The organism is Haloferax sp. AB510, from assembly GCF_024136985.1.
Taxonomy (GTDB): Archaea; Halobacteriota; Halobacteria; order Halobacteriales; family Haloferacaceae; genus Haloferax.
Genome location: NZ_JAMYJY010000069.1, coordinates 1 through 20,312 on the forward strand (window position 1 = coordinate 1; position 20,312 = coordinate 20,312).

At 67.6% G+C, this 20,312-nt stretch carries 18 protein-coding genes, 1 tRNA gene, 1 other RNA gene and 4 pseudogenes; 7 read left to right on the forward strand and 17 right to left on the reverse strand.

The annotated features are described in order from the left end of the window. Window positions 1-344: pseudogene (locus NKF06_RS13425) on the reverse strand (phospholipase); the annotation flags it as partial. 126 nt (window positions 345-470) lie between these two features. Then, a complete protein-coding gene (locus NKF06_RS13430; protein WP_253245687.1) occupies window positions 471-1,730 on the reverse strand; it encodes a HEAT repeat domain-containing protein in 1,260 nt (419 codons plus the stop codon). Between the two features lie 114 nt (window positions 1,731-1,844). Between NKF06_RS13430 and NKF06_RS13435 the strand changes: the two genes are divergently transcribed. The 3 genes and pseudogenes from NKF06_RS13435 to NKF06_RS13445 all read left to right on the forward strand — a co-directional run bounded on the left by NKF06_RS13435 (window position 1,845) and on the right by NKF06_RS13445 (window position 4,645). Continuing rightward, window positions 1,845-2,609 (forward strand): carbon-nitrogen hydrolase family protein, encoded by a 765-nt coding sequence (locus NKF06_RS13435; RefSeq protein ID WP_253245688.1) that lies wholly within the window; start codon window positions 1,845-1,847, stop codon window positions 2,607-2,609. 63 nt (window positions 2,610-2,672) lie between these two features. Then, a pseudogene (locus NKF06_RS13440) lies at window positions 2,673-3,760 on the forward strand (NADH:flavin oxidoreductase/NADH oxidase). Between the two features lie 75 nt (window positions 3,761-3,835). Then, complete coding sequence (locus tag NKF06_RS13445) at window positions 3,836-4,645, forward strand: hypothetical protein (protein WP_253245689.1); 810 nt, start codon at window positions 3,836-3,838, stop codon at window positions 4,643-4,645. Between the two features lie 39 nt (window positions 4,646-4,684). On the opposite strand, the gene NKF06_RS13450 is transcribed toward NKF06_RS13445, so the two are convergent. Genes NKF06_RS13450 through NKF06_RS13460 form a run of 3 tightly spaced genes read right to left on the reverse strand, consistent with a single transcriptional unit; the run spans window position 4,685 to window position 6,718 of the window. Beyond that, a complete protein-coding gene (locus tag NKF06_RS13450; RefSeq protein ID WP_058828206.1) occupies window positions 4,685-5,152 on the reverse strand; it encodes a hypothetical protein in 468 nt (155 codons plus the stop codon). Between the two features lie 40 nt (window positions 5,153-5,192). Beyond that, the gene (locus tag NKF06_RS13455; RefSeq protein ID WP_058828207.1) at window positions 5,193-5,567 is read right to left on the reverse strand and encodes an OB-fold domain-containing protein; all 375 of its coding nucleotides are present in this window, start codon (window positions 5,565-5,567) and stop codon (window positions 5,193-5,195) included. Then, complete coding sequence (locus NKF06_RS13460; protein ID WP_004970992.1) at window positions 5,567-6,718, reverse strand: acetyl-CoA acyltransferase; 1,152 nt, start codon at window positions 6,716-6,718, stop codon at window positions 5,567-5,569. Before NKF06_RS13460 ends, NKF06_RS13455 begins: the two co-directional genes overlap by 1 nt. Before the next feature lie 93 nt (window positions 6,719-6,811). Between NKF06_RS13460 and NKF06_RS13465 the strand changes: the two genes are divergently transcribed. Together NKF06_RS13465 and ffs are read left to right on the forward strand one after the other, a co-directional pair. Further along, window positions 6,812-7,225 carry a hypothetical protein gene (locus tag NKF06_RS13465; RefSeq protein WP_058828209.1) on the forward strand — a complete coding sequence of 138 codons (414 nt, stop codon included), beginning with the start codon at window positions 6,812-6,814 and terminating at the stop codon, window positions 7,223-7,225. Window positions 7,226-7,375: 150 nt separating this feature from the next. Continuing rightward, an RNA gene (ffs, locus tag NKF06_RS13470) (signal recognition particle sRNA) lies at window positions 7,376-7,687 on the forward strand. Window positions 7,688-7,865: 178 nt separating this feature from the next. On the opposite strand, the gene tatA is transcribed toward ffs, so the two are convergent. The 10 genes and pseudogenes from tatA to NKF06_RS13520 all read right to left on the reverse strand — a co-directional run bounded on the left by tatA (window position 7,866) and on the right by NKF06_RS13520 (window position 17,546). Further along, the gene (gene tatA, locus NKF06_RS13475; protein ID WP_253245690.1) at window positions 7,866-8,135 is read right to left on the reverse strand and encodes a twin-arginine translocase TatA/TatE family subunit; all 270 of its coding nucleotides are present in this window, start codon (window positions 8,133-8,135) and stop codon (window positions 7,866-7,868) included. Between the two features lie 188 nt (window positions 8,136-8,323). After that, window positions 8,324-9,095, reverse strand: a pseudogene (locus NKF06_RS13480) (SDR family oxidoreductase). A gap of 113 nt (window positions 9,096-9,208) precedes the next feature. Then, window positions 9,209-9,279 (reverse strand) — tRNA-Gly (locus tag NKF06_RS13485). A gap of 177 nt (window positions 9,280-9,456) precedes the next feature. Next, window positions 9,457-10,653 (reverse strand): DUF4382 domain-containing protein, encoded by a 1,197-nt coding sequence (locus tag NKF06_RS13490; RefSeq protein WP_253245695.1) that lies wholly within the window; start codon window positions 10,651-10,653, stop codon window positions 9,457-9,459. Window positions 10,654-10,775: 122 nt separating this feature from the next. After that, the gene (locus NKF06_RS13495; RefSeq protein ID WP_253245691.1) at window positions 10,776-11,804 is read right to left on the reverse strand and encodes an NAD(P)/FAD-dependent oxidoreductase; all 1,029 of its coding nucleotides are present in this window, start codon (window positions 11,802-11,804) and stop codon (window positions 10,776-10,778) included. Between the two features lie 136 nt (window positions 11,805-11,940). After that, on the reverse strand, window positions 11,941-12,594 hold the full coding sequence (locus tag NKF06_RS13500) for a class I SAM-dependent methyltransferase (protein ID WP_058828214.1): 654 nt from the start codon (window positions 12,592-12,594) through the stop codon (window positions 11,941-11,943). 85 nt (window positions 12,595-12,679) lie between these two features. Further along, window positions 12,680-14,806 carry a type II secretion system F family protein gene (locus NKF06_RS13505; protein WP_253245692.1) on the reverse strand — a complete coding sequence of 709 codons (2,127 nt, stop codon included), beginning with the start codon at window positions 14,804-14,806 and terminating at the stop codon, window positions 12,680-12,682. A gap of 1 nt (window position 14,807) precedes the next feature. Next, on the reverse strand, window positions 14,808-16,502 hold the full coding sequence (locus NKF06_RS13510; RefSeq protein WP_058825664.1) for a type II/IV secretion system ATPase subunit: 1,695 nt from the start codon (window positions 16,500-16,502) through the stop codon (window positions 14,808-14,810). Window positions 16,503-16,604: 102 nt separating this feature from the next. Continuing rightward, window positions 16,605-17,102 carry a hypothetical protein gene (locus NKF06_RS13515; RefSeq protein ID WP_253245693.1) on the reverse strand — a complete coding sequence of 166 codons (498 nt, stop codon included), beginning with the start codon at window positions 17,100-17,102 and terminating at the stop codon, window positions 16,605-16,607. Between the two features lie 75 nt (window positions 17,103-17,177). Further along, the gene (locus tag NKF06_RS13520) at window positions 17,178-17,546 is read right to left on the reverse strand and encodes a cupin domain-containing protein (RefSeq protein WP_253245694.1); all 369 of its coding nucleotides are present in this window, start codon (window positions 17,544-17,546) and stop codon (window positions 17,178-17,180) included. Window positions 17,547-17,696: 150 nt separating this feature from the next. Here NKF06_RS13520 and NKF06_RS13525 point away from each other — a divergent pair, with 150 nt between their 5' ends. Next, window positions 17,697-18,170 carry a DUF5793 family protein gene (locus NKF06_RS13525; RefSeq protein WP_004977575.1) on the forward strand — a complete coding sequence of 158 codons (474 nt, stop codon included), beginning with the start codon at window positions 17,697-17,699 and terminating at the stop codon, window positions 18,168-18,170. Between the two features lie 124 nt (window positions 18,171-18,294). Further along, the gene (locus NKF06_RS13530) at window positions 18,295-18,921 is read left to right on the forward strand and encodes a uracil-DNA glycosylase family protein (protein WP_042665360.1); all 627 of its coding nucleotides are present in this window, start codon (window positions 18,295-18,297) and stop codon (window positions 18,919-18,921) included. 411 nt (window positions 18,922-19,332) lie between these two features. Here NKF06_RS13530 and NKF06_RS13535 read toward each other — a convergent pair whose 3' ends face one another. Together NKF06_RS13535 and NKF06_RS13540 are read right to left on the reverse strand one after the other, a co-directional pair. Continuing rightward, entirely contained in the window at window positions 19,333-20,007 is a 675-nt protein-coding gene (locus NKF06_RS13535; RefSeq protein ID WP_058825661.1) for an MBL fold metallo-hydrolase, read from the reverse strand. A gap of 103 nt (window positions 20,008-20,110) precedes the next feature. Next, window positions 20,111-20,312, reverse strand: a pseudogene (locus tag NKF06_RS13540) (molecular chaperone DnaJ); the annotation flags it as partial.

Genomic DNA, 20,312 nt, shown 5'->3' on the forward strand with positions numbered 1-20,312 from the left:
CGACGGCGACCGTCCCGCCGGGTGCAGGCGAACGAGACGATGTCTTCGCCGTCGGACAGCGAGAGTTCGGTTCCCGCGGGCGCGGCGACGGCGACGAACTCGCCGCGGTCGTCGGGCGTCGCCGGGTCGGGCAGCGCAGAGACGATGCGAGGGGCGCCCGATTCCGGCGGACCAGCGGTGGCGGCGGTGGTGGTGGCTGATTCGGTTTTGTTCGTCGCATTCGTCGCGTTCGCCGCGTGCTCCGACCCCGGCACGGCCGCTATCGGCGCGGGAACGACGGCTGCGGCCGCGATGAGGACCACGAGCGAAGCGGTGAGTGCGGCGACGAGGGCGCGACGGGACACACCCCGCGGTGGTCGCGTTTCCCTACAAAAACGTTCGCGACCGGTCACTCAGCGCGAGCGGTTGCGAGAGAAAGAAAACGAGGGGAGAACCGCGGAACTGCGAGGGTGTCGCGTCGTCGTGCTGTCTCAGACAGTCGCTTCGGCTTCGACGTCGTCGCCGAGGAACTCGGCGGCGAGTTCGGCCTCGCGCTGGACGAGGAACGAGCGGTCGTCGACGTAGCCGGCGGCCGCTTCGAGCGCGTCCTCCGTGCCGATCTGTCGGAGCGCCCACGCGGCGCTGGCGCGGACGGAGTCCACGTCGTCGTCGGCGACGGCGTCCGAGAGCGGTTCGACGGCGCGGGTGTCGCCAATGAGGCCGAGCGCGCGCGCGGCGGCCGAACGGACGTTGTCGTTCTCGGTGACGAGTTTGTTCGCGATGGGCTGGGTCGCCTCCTCGGAGCCGATTTCGCCGAGCGCCTTGAACACGACCTTCTGGAGCGCAGGGTCGCTGTCGGTGTCGACGTAGTCGACGAGCATCTCGACGCCCTCCTCGGCGGCCATCTTGCCGATGGCCTTGATGACGCCCTTGTCGCGGCGCTTGGCCTGCCCCTCGATGGTCTCGTAGGCGCTGTCGTCGTTCATCCGCGTGAACGCCTCGATGCAGTACTCCTGCATGAAGTCGGACTGGAAGCTCTCGAACGCGAGCGCGATCATCTCGACGTTGCCGCGCTTCTCGTGTTCCTTCAGCGCCGACAGCTCCGGCGGGTAGTCCTTGTAGTGGCCGAGCACGTCGTAGAAGCCCTGCACTTGGAGCTTCTCGCGGGTTTCGAGGTCGTCCCACTCCTGGGCGTCGTCGAGGCCGTTCGCGAGGCCGTCGGCGACCTCGATGAGGTCTGCGATGGTTTCCGCGTCCTCGTCGGCGTCGAGGTCAGCCGCTTCGACGGCCGCGATGGCGTCGTCGACGGCGGCGGTGAGCGCGTCTTCGTCGTCGCCATCGACCGAGACGCTCGCGTCGAGCACGCCGTTGAACTCGTCGGCGAACGTCTCGACCGCGGCGACGATTTCGCCTTCGCCCTGCTCGGTCCACCGGGTGTCCGTAATCGTGGATTTGGCTTCTTCGAGCGTCTCGACGGCGTCTTCGGCGTAGGGACCGCGCTGGGATTCGAGGTCGTCGCGCAGGTCGGACAGGCGCGATTCGAGCTCCTCGGCGGGGTCCTCTTCGTCTTCGTCGTCCGGTTCGGGCAGGTCCGCGGCCTCCACGTCGGCCTCGATGTCGTCGAGCGTAGCCTCGACCTCGTCGAGGTCGGCTTCGGTCTCGGCCGCCTCGAGAGCCTCCTCGGCCTCGGTCAGGCGCTCGTCGAAGCTCTCGGGCGAGAGTTCTGTCGTATCGTCGTCCCCGTCACTCATATGCCGGAAGTCCGTTCGACTGTAAAAAGAGCGTTTCCCTTCGCTTCGCGTCTCCGGGGACCGACCGCCGATTCCATCGGGCCACTTTTTCCCGGCCCATCCGTTCCTCCGAGCGTGACCGGTCCAACCATCGCCGTGCCACAGCGTGCGGCGTTCGACCTCGACCCGGCGCGAAACGAGGACGACGTGCGCGCCCGCGCCGCCGACCTCCCCGAGTCGGTCGATATCGCGCTGTTCTCCGAGTACGCGCTCACGGGCTTCGTCGCCGACAACCGCGCCTTCAGCGGTGCAATCTCGCGGGAACGCGCGACCGACTTCCTCGCCTCGGTCGCCGCGGAAAACGAACTCGACGTGCTCGCGGGCTACCTCGAACGCGACGGCGAGACGCTCTACAACGCAGCCGCCTACGTCCGACCCGACGGTTCGGCGACCGTCTACCGCAAGCGACACCTCTGGGGCGGCGAGTCCGAGGTCGTCACGCCGGGCGACGAACTCGTCGTCGCGGACACGCCAGCCGGACGGACGGGCCTTCTCACCTGCTACGACCTGAACTTCGTCGGCGACAGCGCCGCGCTGACCGACGAGCGAATCGACGCCCTGTTCGTCGTCGGCGCGTGGCCCGCCGCCCACTCGACGAACTGGCGACTGCTCTGTCGCGCCCGCGCCCTCGACGGGGTTCGGTGGCTCGTCGGCGCGAATCGGACGGGAAGCGGAACGGTCTCCGGTTCCGCGGGCTCGGAGTACGCGGGTCGCTCGCTCGTCGTCAGGCCCGATGGCGTCGTCGCGGCGGCGCTGAACCGCGGCGAGCGCGACCTCGTCTGGACGCTCGACCGCGACCTGCTCGCCGAACAGCGCGCGTTCGTCGGCTCGGTCGAGTAGCCGAAACCGGACTGCATCACCGGAACCGAGGGGGGTTTTTCCGACCCCACCCAATCGAGGCCGATGACGGACTCGCTCTTTACGCCGCTCTCGCTCCGCGACACCGAGGTTCGGAACCGAATCATGGTCTCGCCGATGTGCCAGTACTCCTCGACCGACGGGTTCGCCGAGGACTGGCATCTCGTCCACCTCGGGAGCCGCGCCGTCGGCGGCGCGGGCATCGTGATGTCCGAGGCAACGGCCGTCTCCCCCGAGGGACGCATCTCGCCGAACGACCTCGGCATCTGGTCGGACGACCACGTCGAGAAGCTCCGACAGATTACCTCGTTCGTCTCGTCGATGGGGAGCGTACCGGCAATCCAACTCGCTCACGCGGGTCGGAAGGCAAGCAAGTCCCGGCCGTGGGAGGGGAGCGAGCCGGTCGCGCCCGAAGACGGCGGGTGGACCACCGTCGCCCCGAGCGACGTGCCGTGGCCCTACGAGGGCGAGGCCCCGCCGCTCCGGAAGCTCTCGGCCGACGGAATCGAAGGCGTCGTCGACGACTTCCGCGCGGCGGCCGAGCGCGCCCTCGACGCCGGCTTCGAAATCGCCGAGGTCCACGCGGCCCACGGCTACCTCCTCCACGAGTTCCTCTCGCCGGTCACGAACCACCGCGACGACGAGTACGGTGGCTCCTTCGAGAACCGGACGCGGCTCCTCCGCGAGGTCACGGAAGTGGTCCGCGAGGTCTGGCCCGACGACAAGCCCGTCTTCGTCCGCATCTCGGCGACCGACTGGCTGAACGACCGCGAGTCGTGGGATATCGAGCAGTCGGTCCGCCTCGCGGCCGACCTCGACGACCTCGGCGTCGACCTCATCGACGTGAGCGCCGGCGGCATCCACCCCGACCAGCGGATTCCGAACACCGGCCCCGGCTATCAGGTCCCCTTCGCGGAAGTCATCCGCGAGGAGACGACGCGATGGTCGGCGCGGTCGGCGGTATCCGAACCGCGCGCCACGCCGACGAGGTCGTCAGCAACGGCCGGGCCGACCTCGCCATCGTCGGACGCGAGCACCTCCGCGACCCGTACTTCGCGCTCCACGCCGCCGAGGAACTCGACGCCGACGCGACGTGGCCGCCACAGTACCAGCGCGCCGTCCCGCGCCGGTAGGGGCCGACCTACCTCGACCCGCGCGGGTTCGCCACCCCTCGAACGCTTATCCCCGCGGCGGTCCAACCGTGGGCCATGAGCGACCGACGACGCGACGACGACATCCTCGATCTACTCGACGAACTCGGGGACACGCTCGACGAACTCGGCGCGGAACTCCGCGAGGAGCGCGACCGCGGTCGCGGCCGCGACCGACGCGTCTCCGGCGACGACCGCTTTCGCCCCCCGCGTCCGCTGACGTTCGGCGAGGTACTCCGGTTCACCGAATCGTACACCATCCCGACGGTCATCGCCGTCCTCGAAGCGACCATCGCCTCCCTCGAACTCCTCCGCCGTCTCATGCGGCTGTCCGACCCCGGCCGCGCGATGGAAGACGCCAGAAGCGAGACGGAGTCACGGATGCGGAACGTCCCGAAGAGCGCCGTCTCCGGCGTCGACCGCGCCCTCGACGAACTGCGAAACGCGCTGTCGGAGGCCGACCTGCCGACGAACCCCGAGGCGCGCGACGTGATGGACCGCGCCCGCTCGCTCGCCGACGAACTCGACGAGCGAATCACCGAGGCCGAGCGCGAGCGAACGACCCGAGAGCGTCGCTGGCGCGAGGACGAGCGCACGTTCGAATCCGAGTGGCAACGGCGCGACGAGAGCCGGCGCTCCCGCGGCGAGAACCGGGGTTCCAGCGACGCCGAGCCGGTCGGCACGGGACCGGTTCGAATCGACGTAACTGAGGAGGCTGACCCGGACGGCGGGGACGACGAGCGCGACGGACCGAAGGTCGACGTCGACGCCGAACTGGAGTCGATTAAGCGCGAAGTGAAAGGCGGCGACGACGGCGACGACCCCGGCGATGACGCCGACGCGGGCGACGAACCGAGCGACCGCTGAGCGGCGGTCGGTGCGCCCCCCGAGCCGACTGATTCTGCGTTAGCGCGTCGATCGAACGTCCACGCGGACCACGTCGCCGACCCACGCCGAAAGCGCGAGGAGCGCGACCCCCGCGCCGCCGGCCACGAGGACGGGCGTGAACTGCACGCCGGTGGCGAGGACCAACAGCGCGAACAGTAGCGAGATAACGCCCACGAGCGCCAGCGCCGACGCCGCGCCGACGCGCCACCACGCGAGCCCGTCCGTCTTCGACTTCCCGCGGACGACTCGGGCCACGCCCGCGGCGACGACGCCGAGACCGACGAGATAGGCGGCGAAAAGCAGGTCGTACCACGCGCCCGCGGAGCCGACTGCGGCTTCGATGGCGTCGAAACCGACGATAAGCAGGTACGTCGGTAGTTGGAACGGTTGGAACTGGACGCCGGAGCCGAGACCGTACAGCCCGGCCAGTACCGCCGTGGCGACCGCCACGTCGCGTGCGACGGAGACGCCGCTGGTGCGGTTCATACGCGAGATAGAAGGTGTAGTTATATCAACACTCGCCCGCTCAGAGCGGTTCGAAGCGGTAGCCGTCCCACTCCTGACTCGCGGGCTCGCGGATGCCTGCGCCGGGTTCTCGAAGCTCCTCGCAGTAGACCGGTTCGACTTCGTCGCCGATGTCGACCTCGTCCTCGCCGGTGACCTGTCCGATGGCGCGGACGGGCTCGCCGTCCACGTCGAACTCGACGATAGCGAGCGTGTTGGGCTGGCGGACGCCCGGCGGCGTCGCCGTGGAGGTGGTCCACGTCAGCACCGTCGCCGTGTAGTCGCTCAGGTCGACCGTGCCGACCGGTTCCTCGCCGCCGGGGCCGACCGGGTGGCCGGGGTAGGTGATGCTCCCGTCGGGGTAGCGGTACGCCTCCATTGGGGGATTGTCGGACATTATCGGGACTCCATGATGGTCGTGGTCACGCAGTTGCCGAAGCCGCCGACGTTGCACGCGAGGCCCACGTCGGCGTCGACCTGCCGCTTGCCTGCGTCACCGATGAGCTGTTTGTAAATCTCGTACACCTGCGCGACGCCCGAGGCCCCGAGGGGGTGGCCCTTCGACTTCAGGCCGCCGGACGTGTTGATGGGGAGGTCGCCGTCGCGGTCGGTGACGCCCTCGTCGACCGCTTTCCAGCCCTCGCCCTTCTCGAAGAAGCCGAGGTCCTCCGACTGGAGGAACTCGAGGATGGTGAACATGTCGTGGAGCTCGGCCACCTCGATGTCGTCGGGTTCGAGGTCGGCCATCTCGTAGGCGATTTCGGAGGAGTTGACGACGCCGCCCATCGTGGTCGGGTCGGCGCGCTCGTGGACGACGTGGGTGTCGGTCGCGCCGCCGATGCCGGAGATGACGGCGTAGTCGTCGGTGTACTCGCGGGCGACCGACTCGGGGCAGAAGACGAGCGCCGCCGAGCCGTCGGTGATGGGACAGAAGTCGTAGAGGCGAAGCGGGTCGGCGACGACCGGCGAGTCGAGAACGGTGTCGAGGTCCACTTCCTTCCGGAACTGGGCGTGGGGGTTGTCGACGCCGTTTTTGTGGTTCTTGACGGCGACCTTTCCGAGAGACTCCCGCGGGGCGTCGTAGGTGTCGAGGTAGAGCCGTGCAGTCAGCCCCGCGAAGGAGGGGAGCGTCACGCCGTGTTTGTACTCCACCGGGTGGGTCAGCGAGGCGATAACGTCGGTCGCCTCGGCGGTCGAGCGGTGGGTCATCTTCTCGCCGCCGACGAGCATCGTCATGTCGGACGCACCGGAGGCGACCGACTGCCACGCGGCGTAGACGCCAGCGCCGCCGGACGAGGAGGTCTGGTCGATTCGGGCGGTGTAGGCGGGCATCGCCGCGAGGTCGTGGGCGAGGGCGTTCGGCACGCCCGTCTGGCCCTCGAACTCGCCGCTCGCCATGTTCGAGACGTAGAGGTGCTCGATTTCGTCGGGAGAGACGTCGGCGTCCGCGAGCGCGGCCTGCCCCGCCTCCGCGAGCAGTTCGCGAATCCACGCGTCTCGCTGCCCGAACTGGGTCATCGATGCACCGATAATCGCTACGCGGTCCATACGCGCACGTCGTCGCAGCGCGATTTAAAACCGGGCAATCCCTCGCCGGCACGTCTCAAACCGTTTATCAGTCGGTCGCCCGAACGACCGGCCATGGACGCCGAACGCCTCGCGCCGACCGTCGGAATCGTCGGCGCGCTGCTCCTCGCAATCGCCGTCGCGATCCCCGCCGTCGCCATCGAGGGTGGGGACGGACAGGTGGCCGCCTACTACGCCGCGGGTCCGGTCGGCATCTCCTTTGTCGGGATGCTCGCGCTCCTCGAAACGGTCGTCTTCCTCTCCGGCAGACAGGAGCGGACCGACCCGGCGACGGCCGCCGGGCTCGCCTTCGTCCTCTCGCTTTCGATGCTCGGCATCGCCGCGCTGTGGTCGTTCTCCATCGACCCGACGCTCCTGTTCAGCTTCGACCAGCAGTACTCGTGGCTCACGTACCACCGCTGGTCGGTCGTGGCCGCCGCGTTCGTCACCTTCGTCGGCGGCGCGTGGTACGCCCGCGGCGTGTTGTAAGCCGGCGTCGGCGGTGCCGGTATCGATGCCCGTGCTGACTCGTTTTCTCGCACTCCGCTCTCGGCGCGCCACGCCGAACCACCCCGACGGTGTCCCCCGATTTTTCCGCATCCGAGTCGAAAGGCCCTTAACAGTCGGTGGACAATGAGGGAGTGGACTAGGTCGGGCAGTTAGGCCCTGCTCTCTACCCGCGAAATAGGTCTTCAGCGGGGACCGAACACGGGCGCGTCCGGTCAGACCGGCGCGGGCCCCGGAAGCCAACGTAGAAACCTCGTCCTTCGGGGACAGCGGCTCCGCGTACCCCTTCCGCAGGGAAGGGTTCGCGCGGTTCATCGGTGGTACCCCGCCAGGCGCGGAAGCGAGCAGCGGACCATCGGACGTGCGTCGCTCGAGGGATCGCGGGGTGGAGGAGGCAACTGGGATTCCCCACGTCGGAACGCCGGGCAACCTCGCTGTCCACCCATTCATACCTCATCGAAGTTACTCCCCGACCGGCCGGTCTCTCGGCCGTAAACTCGACGCTCCGGCACGTCTACTCCGTATTTTGACTGTTGTCACTCACCGCGTGAGCGACCGCCGACTGTCGGCACTCGGCGAACTGAAATACCGCACAAGGGGTCTGTTTCCCCGGGGGAGACGCTTACTGTTTGTTCTCGGCTTCCGCCTCGGTCGCTTCGGCCTCAGCCTCAGTCTCGTCTTCGTCGTCGTCGTCCTCGCCTTCCTCTGCGCCCTTCTTCAGTTCCTCTTCGATCTCCTCGCGGCCGCGGCGGAACTCGCCCATGGCCTGTCCCGACGACCGGGCCAGTTGGGGGAGTTTGTTCGCGCCGAACAGGAGGACGATGATGAGCAGGACGATGAGCAGTTCTGGGCCGCCCGGGAGTCCGGGGAACAGCGGAATGGAATCCAGCATTACGTTCGGTTACGTTCGGGGGGAAGATAAGAGAGACGGTCCGGGATTTCGACCCGAAGTCGCCGCAGTCCGTGTGTTTCGGGACTCGTGGCCGTTCACCAGACACAACGCGGGCCGGCGTGGGAACCGACCCGTCCTCCCGAAGCAGGCCGACATCGGTTCCGCGCCAGTCTCGCGTCAGCCCCGCGTCACCGCCAACTGGTCCAGCCGCCGTCGACGACGATGGATTCACCGGTGACGTACTTCGAGAGGTCGCTGGCGAGGAAGACCGCCACGCCGGCCACGTCGTCCGGTTCGCCCTGTCGCCCGAGCGGAATCATCGCGTTCAACTGCGCCATCTGTTCCTCGCTCGTTTCCTCAGCCCCTTCCGGGCCGATTTCCGTCTTGATAGCGCCGGGGTGAATCGCGTTCACCCGGACGTTGTCTCCGCCGAGCCCGTGGGCGAGCGAGTACGAGAGCGTCCGGACGGCCCCCTTCGACGCGCTGTACGACGGGTAGTTGCCGTTGCCGAAGATGCCGTTGACGCTGGAGACGTTGATGATGCTCCCGCCGCCGGATTCGACCATCCGCGCTGCGGCCGCCTGCGCCCCGAAGTACACGCCCTTCAGGTTGATGTCCATCATCTGTTGGAACTCGTCTTCTGTGACTTCGAGGAAGTCCTCGGGCCGCCATGATGCCGGCGTTGTTCACCATCACGTCCACGCCGCCGAACGCCTCGGCGGCGTCCATCGCCGCCTCGAACGCGGCCGGGTCGGTCACGTCGAGTTCGACGTACGTCGCCGACGAGCCCGTGTCGGACTCGATTTTCTCGTGGGTGGGCGCGCCGCCCTCCTTCGGCTCTTCGCGGATGTCGCAGACCACCACGTCAGCGCCCGCCTCGGCGTAGGCCAGCGCGATTCCCCGTCCGATTCCCGAGCTACCGCCGGTAACGACCGCGACGCGGCCGTCGAGTAGACTCATGTGTAAAACACCACACACGAATATGGGTGGAACGATAGTTAAGGATAGCCACCAATTCCGACGGGGTGAGAGCTACCGGAGCCGAGGCTCGACGGGCGGCGATTCGGAGAAGATGCACCGGCTGGGAATCGAACCCAGATAATTGGCTTGGAAGGCCAATGTCTTACCATTAGACCACCGGTGCTCATTTCATTCGCACCGTGCATCGACGGACTCCGTCCGTCTCAACACCAGTGCTCGCTCGCTTCACTCGCTCGCACCGAGCCTCGGCCTCGCTTCGCTCGGCCGAGACACCGATGCGCGCGAACGTCGCGTCTATCCCTTCATTCTCGACGCCCCAATAAGGATGTTACCTTTTCGGTCAGGCGACGAGGGAGGTCGATTCGCCGCCCTCGGCGGGGTTGTCGGGGGCGCTCCCGAGGAACTCGAACTCGAACTCCGTCTCGGACTCGGTCTCTCCGTCGACGACGACCACCGTCACGTCCCGCTCGTCGGGGATGGTGACGCCTAACTCGCCGTCAGCGTCGGTCGTACCGGCGGTCTCGCCGTTTATCGTCACCGTCGCGTTCTCCACGGGCGTCCCGTTCCGCGTGACGACGACCGTCACGTTCTCGCCGGCGGAGACGTTCCCGTCGAAGCTCACGGTGAGGTCGCTCTCGGCGTCGGTTTCGGCGCGCTCGCCGTCGTCGGTCCCGTTTTCGCCCGCTTCGACCTCGGCGTTCGCCTCAGCCCCGGCCTCGGCTTCCGCGTCTGCCTTCTTTTCCGCGCCGACCTTCGTAATCGGCACGTCCGTCCCGGACTCGCTCACGACGGGCTTGAGGATGTACTTCCCGCTGCCGCCCGCCTCGAACGCCGTGATGTCGAAGACGAAGTCGACGGATTCGCCGTTGCCGACTTCGAAGTCCGTGTTGAGCTGAAGCTTGTTACTCGGGAGCTTCACGTTGACCCGTTCGCCGGTCTTCAGCGTCCCGTTCACGTCGCTCACGTGCACGAAGACCTTCGTGTAGTTGCCCTCCGGCACGTCGTACTCGCCGACGAGACTCGCGTTTTCGCCCTGCAGTTCGGTCAGGTCGACGGTCACGTTGTCGACCTCGTAGGTGACGCTCGACTCGCCTTCGGCCGCGTCGGTGTCGTTCGCGTCGGCCGATTCTTCGACCTCGGCGTCGGCGTCAGCGTCGACCGACCCGTTGGTCGAGGCGGACGCGTTCGTCGCGTTCGCCGTCGCGTTGGCTTCGAGTTCGACCTCGACGCTCGCGTTCGCCTCCGCGTCGGCGTTCGTGTCGTTCTCGGCGGACTCGGAGTCCGCGTCCTCGGTTTCGACCTCGCTCTCCGACTCGGCGTCGCCGTCCGCGCGGACGAGCGTCACGCGTTCGATGGTGACGTTGAGGTGTTCGAAGTCGGCGATGGCGTTCTGCTCGTCGCTCACGTAGAAGTTCACGGTCCCCGTCCGGGCGGCGTCGCCGTCGGACGACGCGGTCGTCGTCGCGTCGGCGGCCCCGTCGGTCTGCGTCTCGGTCAGCGTGCCGGTCCCGCCCGCGCAGCCGGCCAGTACGACCATGAGCGCGAGCAAGACAGTCGCAAGTCCAGTACGTTTCATCGTGGGAGACCGTACTGGCCGAGAGAACTTTAGAAGGGTGTTCGTACGCCTCGGTTTTCACCGAATTTCGCCGAATTACGGCCTCAGTCGTCCGCGTGTGACTCGTTAAACTGTTTCGCCTTGTCGAGCAGTCCGGGGGAGATACCGGGCACGTCGTCGACGCTCACCGCGCCCTCGGCACGAATCTCGTCGAGGCTCTTGGGGAACTCGCGGAGCTCCATGTGGATGGCGATGCCGGCTTTCGCGCCCTTGCCCATCGCCACCGGAATCTGGTTGTGACCGGGGGTGATGTCGCCGACCGCGAACACGCCGTCGACGCTGGTCCGGCCGTGGTCGTCCACCGGGACCGTTCCGTCGTCGCTGAGCTCCACGTCGAGCGCCTCGAACAGCGTCGTGTTGTAGTTCGAGCCGTACATCGCGAAGCCGCCTTTGTACCCGCGGACGGTCCCGTCTTCGAACTCGAAGCTCTCCAGCCAGCCGTCGTCGCGCTTCGTCATGCCCGAAATCTCCTCCTCGACGATGTCGACGGGATGCGCGCGGACGAGTTCGTCCGTCTCGTCGGACCACGTCGGCTCGTCGCCGCGGAGCAGCAGGTCAACCTCGTCGGTGAAGTTGAGCATGATCATGGCGACGTAGGCCGCCGAGTCGGAGTGGCCCATCACGTACACCGACTCGTCGACGAACATGTAGGCGTCGCAGTGCAGGCAGTAGTGCAGGCCCTTCCCGGTGCGGGGAAGCGGCGGGTCGGGGCGCTCGTCGTTGAAGCCGACGCCGAGGACGACGCGGTCGGCGACGAACTCGCCCTCGTTGCCGACGAGGCGGAACCGGCCGTCGCCCAACTGCTCTGCGTCGGTCACGAAGTCGCGATGGATGTCGGTCCCGTAGTCTTCGAGTTGCCCGCGCGCGATTTCGAGGAACTCGTTGCCGGAGACGTCCTCGGTGACGCCGATGACGTTGTGCGTGTCGAGCATCATGGCCGCGCGGCCGCCACCGCGGTCCACGAGCGCGGTGTCGTGTCCCAGTCGCGTCGTGTAGAGCGCGGTCTGGAGGCCCGCGGGGCCGCCGCCCACGACGACAACCTCGTACTCCCGTGGTTCGTCGGGTTCAGTCATACACGGCAATTCGTCGCGGCGCTCTTAAGCCCACATCACCTGTGCGCGGCCAGCATCCACCCGAAACGAGTTAGCAAACAACACGATTACTCCCGGTGCCCGAATCCCCCGTGACGCCCGAAACCGTCCGCGACTCTCAGCGCCCGGCGACGACGGCGTAGCAGTTCCCGCTGGACACCGTCGATTCGACGACCGCGAGGTCGCTCGCGTCGAGGTCGGCGTCGAACTCGTCGGGCGCGTAGATGTGGTAAAATCGGGGGACCGTCTCGCCGCCGGGGAGCGTCCAATCGACCGTCGTGTCGAACCCGTCCTCGCGGTCGAACGTGTCGTGGGCGGTGCTCCACGCGCTGACGACCGCGCGGCCGTCGGCGTCGAGCACGCGCGCGAGTTCGTTCAGGCTCGCCACGCGGGCCGCACGCGGCGCGAGGTGGTGAATCGTCGCCACGTACACCGCGAGGTCGAAGGCGTCGTCGACGAAGGGGAGCCGCGAGGCGTCGCCCTGCACGAGTCCGGCGTCGAAGCCGCGTTCCGCCGCCCGCGCGACCGCCTCGTCGAGCAGGCCGCGGCTCACGTCGAGACCGACCACCTCGTCGGCGTGCGAGGAGAGGAGTTCCACGTGCCGGCCGTTGCCGCAGCCGAGGTCGAGCGCGCGGGCCGCCGGCCCGGACTCGGTCGCGTCGGCGACGAACGACTCGACTTCGGGCCACGGGTACTCGCGGGTCGACGCGAAGTGCGACGCGATGCGGTCGTACGTCTCGCGGACCCCGTCTCGGGGTTCGTCTCCGTCCATGCGGGTCGGTCGAGGCGGTGAGACAAAGACCGCACGGGTCGCGGGCGGCGGTCGGGAGTCACGGGTCGCCGGACGGGCGCGGCACTCAGATGAACATGAACGTCACGTAGGTGATGACGAGCAGGACGGCGGCGTGTTTGACGCCGTCGGCGACCTGCCCCTCCCCGAGCTGTCCGGCGATGAGTCCCGAGCAGAGCCCCTGAATCGCCGTGACGTGGAAGAACAACAGCTTGTAGGAGCCCGTGTCCACGTTGCGCAGGCCGGAGAACGCGCCGGAGGTGACGCCCGCGACCTCGCCGGAGCCGATGGCACCGGTGCTGGCCTGCTCGACCGCCGGGATGAACGACACCGTCAGCGCGGCGACGATGCCGAGGAAGACGAGAAACGAGATGTAGATGACGAGGAGGTAGGTGACCATCTCCTGGTTCCGCTCGCGGGCGAGGCGGCGGCTGTCTTGGGCCTCGTTGGCCGCGATGCGGAGGACGGGCGCGAGGTCGCCGCTCGCACTCATCGCGTTGGTGATGAGCGTCACCGACCGCGACACCATCGGACTCGTCGTCCGGCGGTCCATCCGCCGGAGCGCAGTCTGGGCGTCGGCCCCCCAGTCGATGTCGCGGACGGCGCGTTCGACCTCGTCGCCGAGCGGGCCGAGGTCGGACGCCGACACCCGGCGAAGGCTCTGGACGACCGTCAGTCCAGCCTCGTTGACGCTCGCGAGGCGGTCAAGGAAGTCGGGCATGCTCCGCTCGATGGCACGAATCCGCCGCTTCCGAAGCTCGTGGAACGCCGAGACGACGACGAGCGCGCCGACCGTGGCCTCTACGACGTGTTGGTCAACCGCGTCGGCGACGCCGAGGAGCGTCGGGTCGGCGGGGAACGTGGTCCGCAGGGCGACCCAGACGAGCCCCAAGGGGACGGTGAGCGCGAGCGTGGCGAGCGGGTGGCGGCCGAGGGTTTCGAGCGGGCGGTCGAACCAGCCGCGAATCGCGCGGAACCGGTCGTAGGCGGCGAGTCGCTCTCGGTTCGCGTGCCACGGGTCGCCTCGGGTATCGGTCTCGCCGCCGTCGGTCGCCGGAGCCGAACCGACGCCGCCGGTCGCGTCGAGGTGTCGGAACGACGCGCCCACGGCCTCCGCGTCGTCGTCGGCGACCGCCGCGCCCCGGAGCGACTCGGTGATGCTGTCGATGTAGACGACGAAGCCGAAACTCGCCAGCGGGATGCCGACGTAGCCGACGATTCTGATGAGTGTCAGCGTGTCCGCGAGGACGAGGCCGATGACGACGAGGACGGTGATGAAAAACAGCGGCCCAGCGACGAGGACGGTGACGTACACCTCGGCGAACGTCGAAAGCAGGTCGAGATACTGCTGTTGTTGGGCCTCCGCCTCCGCCTGAAACCGCTCGTACTGCTCTTGGAGGAACGACGAGAGGTTGCGGCCGCTCCCGAGGACGCTTGCGAGGTTCTCGGCGAACTCTTCGAGGCTCGGGCTCGGCGTCCGCGTGGCCATCGTCTGGAGGGCGGAGAGTACGTCGGTGCCGAAGGCGTCCATGTCGCGGACGACGATACTGACCTCGCGCGCCGCTTCGCCGTAGATGGCCTCGTTTCGAGCCAGCGTCTCCAACACCTGCGGGAACGGCATCCCCGACCGCGACAGCGCGAAGACGAACGCGACCGTCCGCGGGAGCGTCGCCTCGATTTCCGACGAGCGGGTGCGGGCGCGCTCGGTGAGGACGTACCACCGACCCCAGTAGACGCCGAGCGCGAGGAGCGCCCCGAGGGTCGCGCTCGAAAGCAACAGCGCGAGGAACAGGTCGCGGAGCGGGAGCGCCTGAATGCTCGTGAGGCCGCCGAGGAAGCCGAGGGCGGACGGGAGGACCTCACGAATCGTCTCGGACTGAACGGCGAGCGTTTCGAGCGTCACGGCGGCGAGGTAGACGCCGAAGACGCTCCCCGCGACGCCGAAGACGGACGCCATGAGGAGCGTCCGCGAGGCGTACACCCGGTGGGTGACGCTCACGTGTGCCGCCCGCAGTTGGTTGCGCTGTTCCCTTCGACGGGGGTTCTCGTTGGCGACGTAGAAGCCGAAGACGGAGAGCGAGACCCGCGAGACGAGGAGGTCGGCCGCGCGGCTCACTGGCGACAGGACGACGGGGAGGACGAGGAGGACGGCGAGAACGAGGGGGAGCAGGTACAGGTACTGCGCGGCGGCCATCTCAGGCCTCCGTGCCGGCGTCGACGATGTCCTCGTCGGCCTCGACGCGCCGCATCACGTCTTCGGAGTCCGCGTAGTACTCGTTGATGAGCGCGGTGAAGCGCCGGTAGTCGGAGACGTCCTTGTCGAGGAGGTACTGGAGGAACGTCTCGCGGCGACGGAGTTCGCGCCGGAGTTCGGTCCGCGACCAGCCGTTCTCGCGCTGGATTTCGGTGAGCAGCGAGCTATCGTTCTGACTGAACGTGTCGGTCTCGGGCTCCCACGCGAACGCCGACGAGTAGTCGAGTTCGCCGGTCCGTTGGTCGATGTCGCCGATTTCGCCGATGGTCTGCGAGCGGCGGACGCGCTCGCCGTCGTGGCGGGTGAGCGTCTGGACGCACAGCAGGTCGAGCGACTGCACCATCGCGCGCGGGACGTTGATGGGCTCGTTTTCGAGGCGGTTGATGACCGTCTCGATGCTGTCTGCGTGCATCGTCGAGAACGTCGTGTGCCCCGTGTTCATTGCCTGGAACAGCGTCACGGCCTCGTCGCCGCGCACCTCGCCGACGATGATGTACTCGGGGCGGTGCCGGAGCGCCGAGCGAAGCAGGTCGTACATCGAGATGTCGGTCCCCTCGTGGAGTCGCTCGCGGGTGACAGACGACAGCCAGTTGTCGTGGTAGAGCGCGAGTTCGCGGGTGTCCTCGATGGACAGCACCTTCGACCGCGGGGGGACGAACATCGACACCGCGTTCATCGAGGTGGTTTTCCCCGAGGCGGTGCCGCCCGCGAAGATGAGGCTCTTGTTGTGTTCGATACAGAGCCACAGATAGGCCATCTGCTCGATGGAGAACGTGCCGTAGCGCACGAGGTCGATGGGCGTGAACGGCTCTTCGGCGTAGAGGCGGATGGTGAACGCCGACCCGCGTGGGGTGACCTCCTCGCCGAGGGCCAACTCGGCGCGCGCGCCGTTCGGGAGCGTCGTCCCGAGGACGGGGTCGCCGACGCTGATGTGCTGTCCGGAGCGCTGGGCGAGTCGGATGACGAAGTTGTCGAGCTCCTCGGCCTCGAACGAGACGTTCGTGGCGATGTCGGTGTACTCGTCGTGGTAGACGAAAAGCGGCAGGTCGTAACCGTCACATGAGATGTCCTCGATGTGCGGGTCCTTCATCAGCGGGTCCAGGCGACCGTAACCGTGGAAGTCGCGTCGGAGGTAGTACAACAGCGTGTAGAAGGTGTTCATGTCGAGTTCCTGCCCGTACTGTTCGAGAAGTGACTGGAGCTCTTCGACGAGCGCCGACTCGGTCCGCGGGTCCGCCTCGCGGCGGTACAAAAGCGGGTCGCGCACGTCGGTGCGGACGCGTTCGAGCAGGGTCGCTTCGAACCCGTCGAGGTCGGGTTCAACGGTGTGGTACTGATGGGCGGTCGCGTCCGTGTCGTAGGTGACGACGACGTAGGCGAAGGGGGCGTTCACCCAGTAGCGGTCGATTTCCTCGTGGCCCTCGGGAATCTCGTAGGACCCGAGCGGCGTGTCGTCGGGCGAAAGCGGGAGCACGTCGAGGCTCGACCCCCGGAGCATCTCCGCGGTCCGGCGCAGGAGCCGCCGGGTCTCGGCGGTCGCGGCGTCGAACTCCCCGTCGGCGAGGAGTCTCAGTACCCCCCGGTCGACTGGGGGGTCGCGCGCCGCCGTCGTCTCGCTCGTGGTATCTCGTGCCATCGTCACCCGGTTGGTTGGTCGGGAGGTATGGTGGGTTGGAACTTAAAAGGTCCGCGCGGGAGACTGTCACTCGGCGAGAACGACCCGGACCACAGCTCGCGTTCAGGTCCGGTCGACCGTCAGGAGCACGCCGGCGAGAATGAGCGAGATGACGACCCCGAGCGGGAGCGGAATCCCGGGGAGGCCGCGCGTCACGAACAGGTACGTCGCCGCGGCGAGGACGACGCCGACGACGCCGAGAAGGCCGCCGAGGACCCGAACGGGGTCGACCGGGCCGGCTTCGACTCGCTCGTCGCGCAGGTAGTAGACGATGGAGAACAGGACGGCGAGCGCCAGGACAGCCGTGCCGACGACCCACGCCTGGTAGGCGACCGCGACGGTCTGCCCCGACTGGAGCGAGAGCGCGGACAGCGGGGTCCTGACCGCGACGCGGCTGGAGAGGCCCCACGCGAACTGAATCTCGGCGAAGGGAAACCGGACGAAAAGCAGGCTCACGCCCGAGAGGTTCGGCGTGTACGTGACGTTCCACGGGAGGAGCGCGCAGAGCCACGTCGAGATGACCGCCAGCGCACCCGCGTGTTCGGAGCGGACCCAGACCATAGGACAATCGCACGGGCTGACAGGTAAAAACTACCGACGGCGCGGTCGCAGGCGGTCCCCGGACCGGACGGCACCTCAGGAGAGCTGTTCGGGGTCGCCGTGAGTCAGGTCGCTCTCCGCGGCGTCGCCGGTGTTGAGCGTCTCGGTCGGCTCGACGAGAAGCACTTCGGTCGGTTCGAGCGCCACGGGCCGGTGTTCGACGTCGCGGGGGACCACGAGGAGGTCGCCCGACTCGAGTACCGCGTCGTCGCGGTCACGGAACTCGATTCGGAGCTGTCCGTCGCGGACGAGAAACAGCTCGTCGGTCTCGTCGTGGGCGTGCCAGACGAACTCGCCGTCAAGCTTTGCGACTTTCACCGCGTAGTCGTTCAGCTCCGCGGCGATTCTCGGGGCCCACATCTCGTCGAACGACGCGAAGCACTCGTCGAGGGTGACGGGTTCCATGCGGTTCGCTCGCGTCGGCGGCCGATAACCGTTGTGCCGAGCGGGTATCGAGCGGGTGCTGAACCGGCGTAATCGGCCGGTTTCGACGCCGGAACCACGCTTCGGGCGGCGTCACGTTAATAGGCAGCGCAGTACAACCAACAGTACGGAATGCGGCGTGACTACTTCGAACTCGATGTCCGCGATGTCGATTGGTACGAGGACGACGGCGACCCTCGCCAACCGACGGTATCTATCGACTTCTACGGCCCGGCCGAGGAGCTTCGGTCTCGGTTCCTCTCGACAAGCGGCGACGTGCTCGCCGCGGAGGAACTGGACGTCTCCTTTCGGTTGCAAGACTCCGTCGACGACTCGGACGCCCGCGGCGTCGTGAGCGTGACGGACCGACTCACCGGCGACTACGTCCTCGAACTCAACGCTCGCGCCGACGACGTACTGGACTTCATCCGCGCGGCCCGCGAGTACGGGCGCGCCGCGGGCGACGACGAGGGCCGCTACCGCGTCGACGTTGCCATCGAAGGCGACCACTTCGAGACCTTCGAGAAATCGACGTTCCTCGTCTACGACGGCGACGGAACGCTCCTGCGGAGCCAGAGCCTCATCCCCTCGGGCGTCGAACTCTGAGCGGGGGGCTCGCCGAGTCGACGGCGCGGACGACGTTCTCTCTTGATGTGTTCCTCACGCTCGTTCGTGTACGATATCGGGGCGAACCACGTCTTCTTTACTCCCCGCTCCCACAGAGAGTACCGTGAGAAACGTAACCGACCGCACGAGAAACCCGTTCGACATGCGACCGTCGTGTGACCGGTACGTCCCCGGCTACGGCGACGCCAACGCCGACTTCCACGTCATCGGCGACCACCCCGGCGTCCACGGGGGCATCGAGACCGGCGTCCCCTTCTCGGGAGACGCGGGCGACAAACTGTTCGCGGCACTCGAAGACGGCGAACTGCTGGCCGAGGCCGGCGACGAACCGACGGTGAACCGCACGTTCTTCTCGTACCTACACATGTGCGTGCCGGATGGAACGCCGTCAGCGGCCGATTACACCGACATGGAGCGCTTTTTCGACGCTGAACTCCGCGCCATCGCCGCGCACGTCCTCCTGCCGGTCGGCGCGGTGGCGACAAAGCACGTCCTGAACAACTACACGTCCGTCGGCTGGAAGACCGACGTTGACATGGAGGTGCTCCACGGGAAAGAACTCCGCGGGAGCGGCTTTCTCGTGTTGCCCATCAAGGACCCCGCCGAGTGGGACGACGGCGACCACGACGAGCTCGTCGCCGGCCTGTTGGAACTGCAGTCGACCGACTTCCGCCGCGAGTCCGACCTCGGCCGCTTCATGCCCGGAGCGGACCCATACCTGGTCAGATAGCCTATTTTCGCCCGTATTCGACCGTCGTCCTCGTATTCGGTAGATTCTTCACGATTCTGCCGTTCGTTCGTCCAGTAACAACCATGAGGGTTACCATATGTTCAGTTGATACGGCTATATGACTCACATAAGAGCATATTTATCCAGTCGTTCTGGAGGGCGTGGTTCTAATTGGCGATAACAAAGGACTTTTTACAACTAGTGTCCAACGTGGTGTTGACGCGCGTGGTTCGATTCACTTCCGCCGGGCGCGTCAGGCAGCTGTGAGACTGGTGCTCCTCACAGTGGCTTGGTCAGTCCGGGGACCTGCGCTCGGCCGCGGTCCCCGCTCTTAACTCAGACACGAGCGATAGCTCGGTGTCTCGCTGTTACGTAACTGCGTCCCTCTCTCCGAGAGCGGCGGCGCTCCAGTTAGAGCTTGTCTGCGAGTCGCTTCAGCGCGCCGTATCCGTACTCCGTGACCGGTTCTCCGTGTCCCATGGCGACCACGTCGACCGGCGGGCACCGCGCCGCGAACTCCCGGACGCTCCGCCTGTTTTCCGCGGCGTCAGTCGCGAGGATGCCCGGCAACAGCCCGAGGCTCCCGTTCGATTCGCGGACCATGTCGCCGACGAACGCGACGCCGTGGTCCTCGTGGACGAACGCGGTGTGCCCGGGGGTGTGTCCCGGCGTCCGATACGCGACGAAGCCGCCGAGTTCGTCCCCGTCGCGGACGACCTCAACGGGGTTCGTCGGTCGGTCGAGAAACGACGTGAGCACGCGCTGCGCCGCGCCCTTCGCCGACCGGAGCGACGGCTTCGATGCGCCTGTCAGGTGTGAAGCGTCCGGCTCGGCGAGGTGAATCGGCACGTCGTCGCGGAGGCTGAGCGACGCGAGCGTCCCGACGTGGTCGAGGTCGAAGTGGGTCACGAGAACCCGGTCGATAGCGCCGGGGTCGAGGTCCACGCGGGCGAGACCGCGGAGGAGTCGGTCGCGGTCCCGCGGCGTCCCGGCGTCGACGAGCACCGTCTCCGAGCCGTCGGAGACGAGGTACGCGTTCGCGGCACGGAGTCGGAACCGCCGGACCGAGTCGGTCGGGATGGCCATACCGAACCGTCGGACGCGAACGACAAAAATCGTGGGCGACGGCGACCCGCGGGCCGCGGCTCCCGAACAGTCCGTGCCGCCGGGACGACCCACTCCGCGCCGGTCAGCGCGAAGCGAAGAGATACCGGCCCGCGTCGACGACGAATCCACCGGCTCCGAGGAGCGGACAGACGACGAAACCGAGGAAGTCGACCGCGAGGGGCCGTCCGACGCCGACCGCGCCGGCCGCTACGAGCGCCAGCGGGACGGCCGCCGCGAGCGCATAGAACCACGTGGTCCACGCGTGGCCGAACCGGGCGATAACC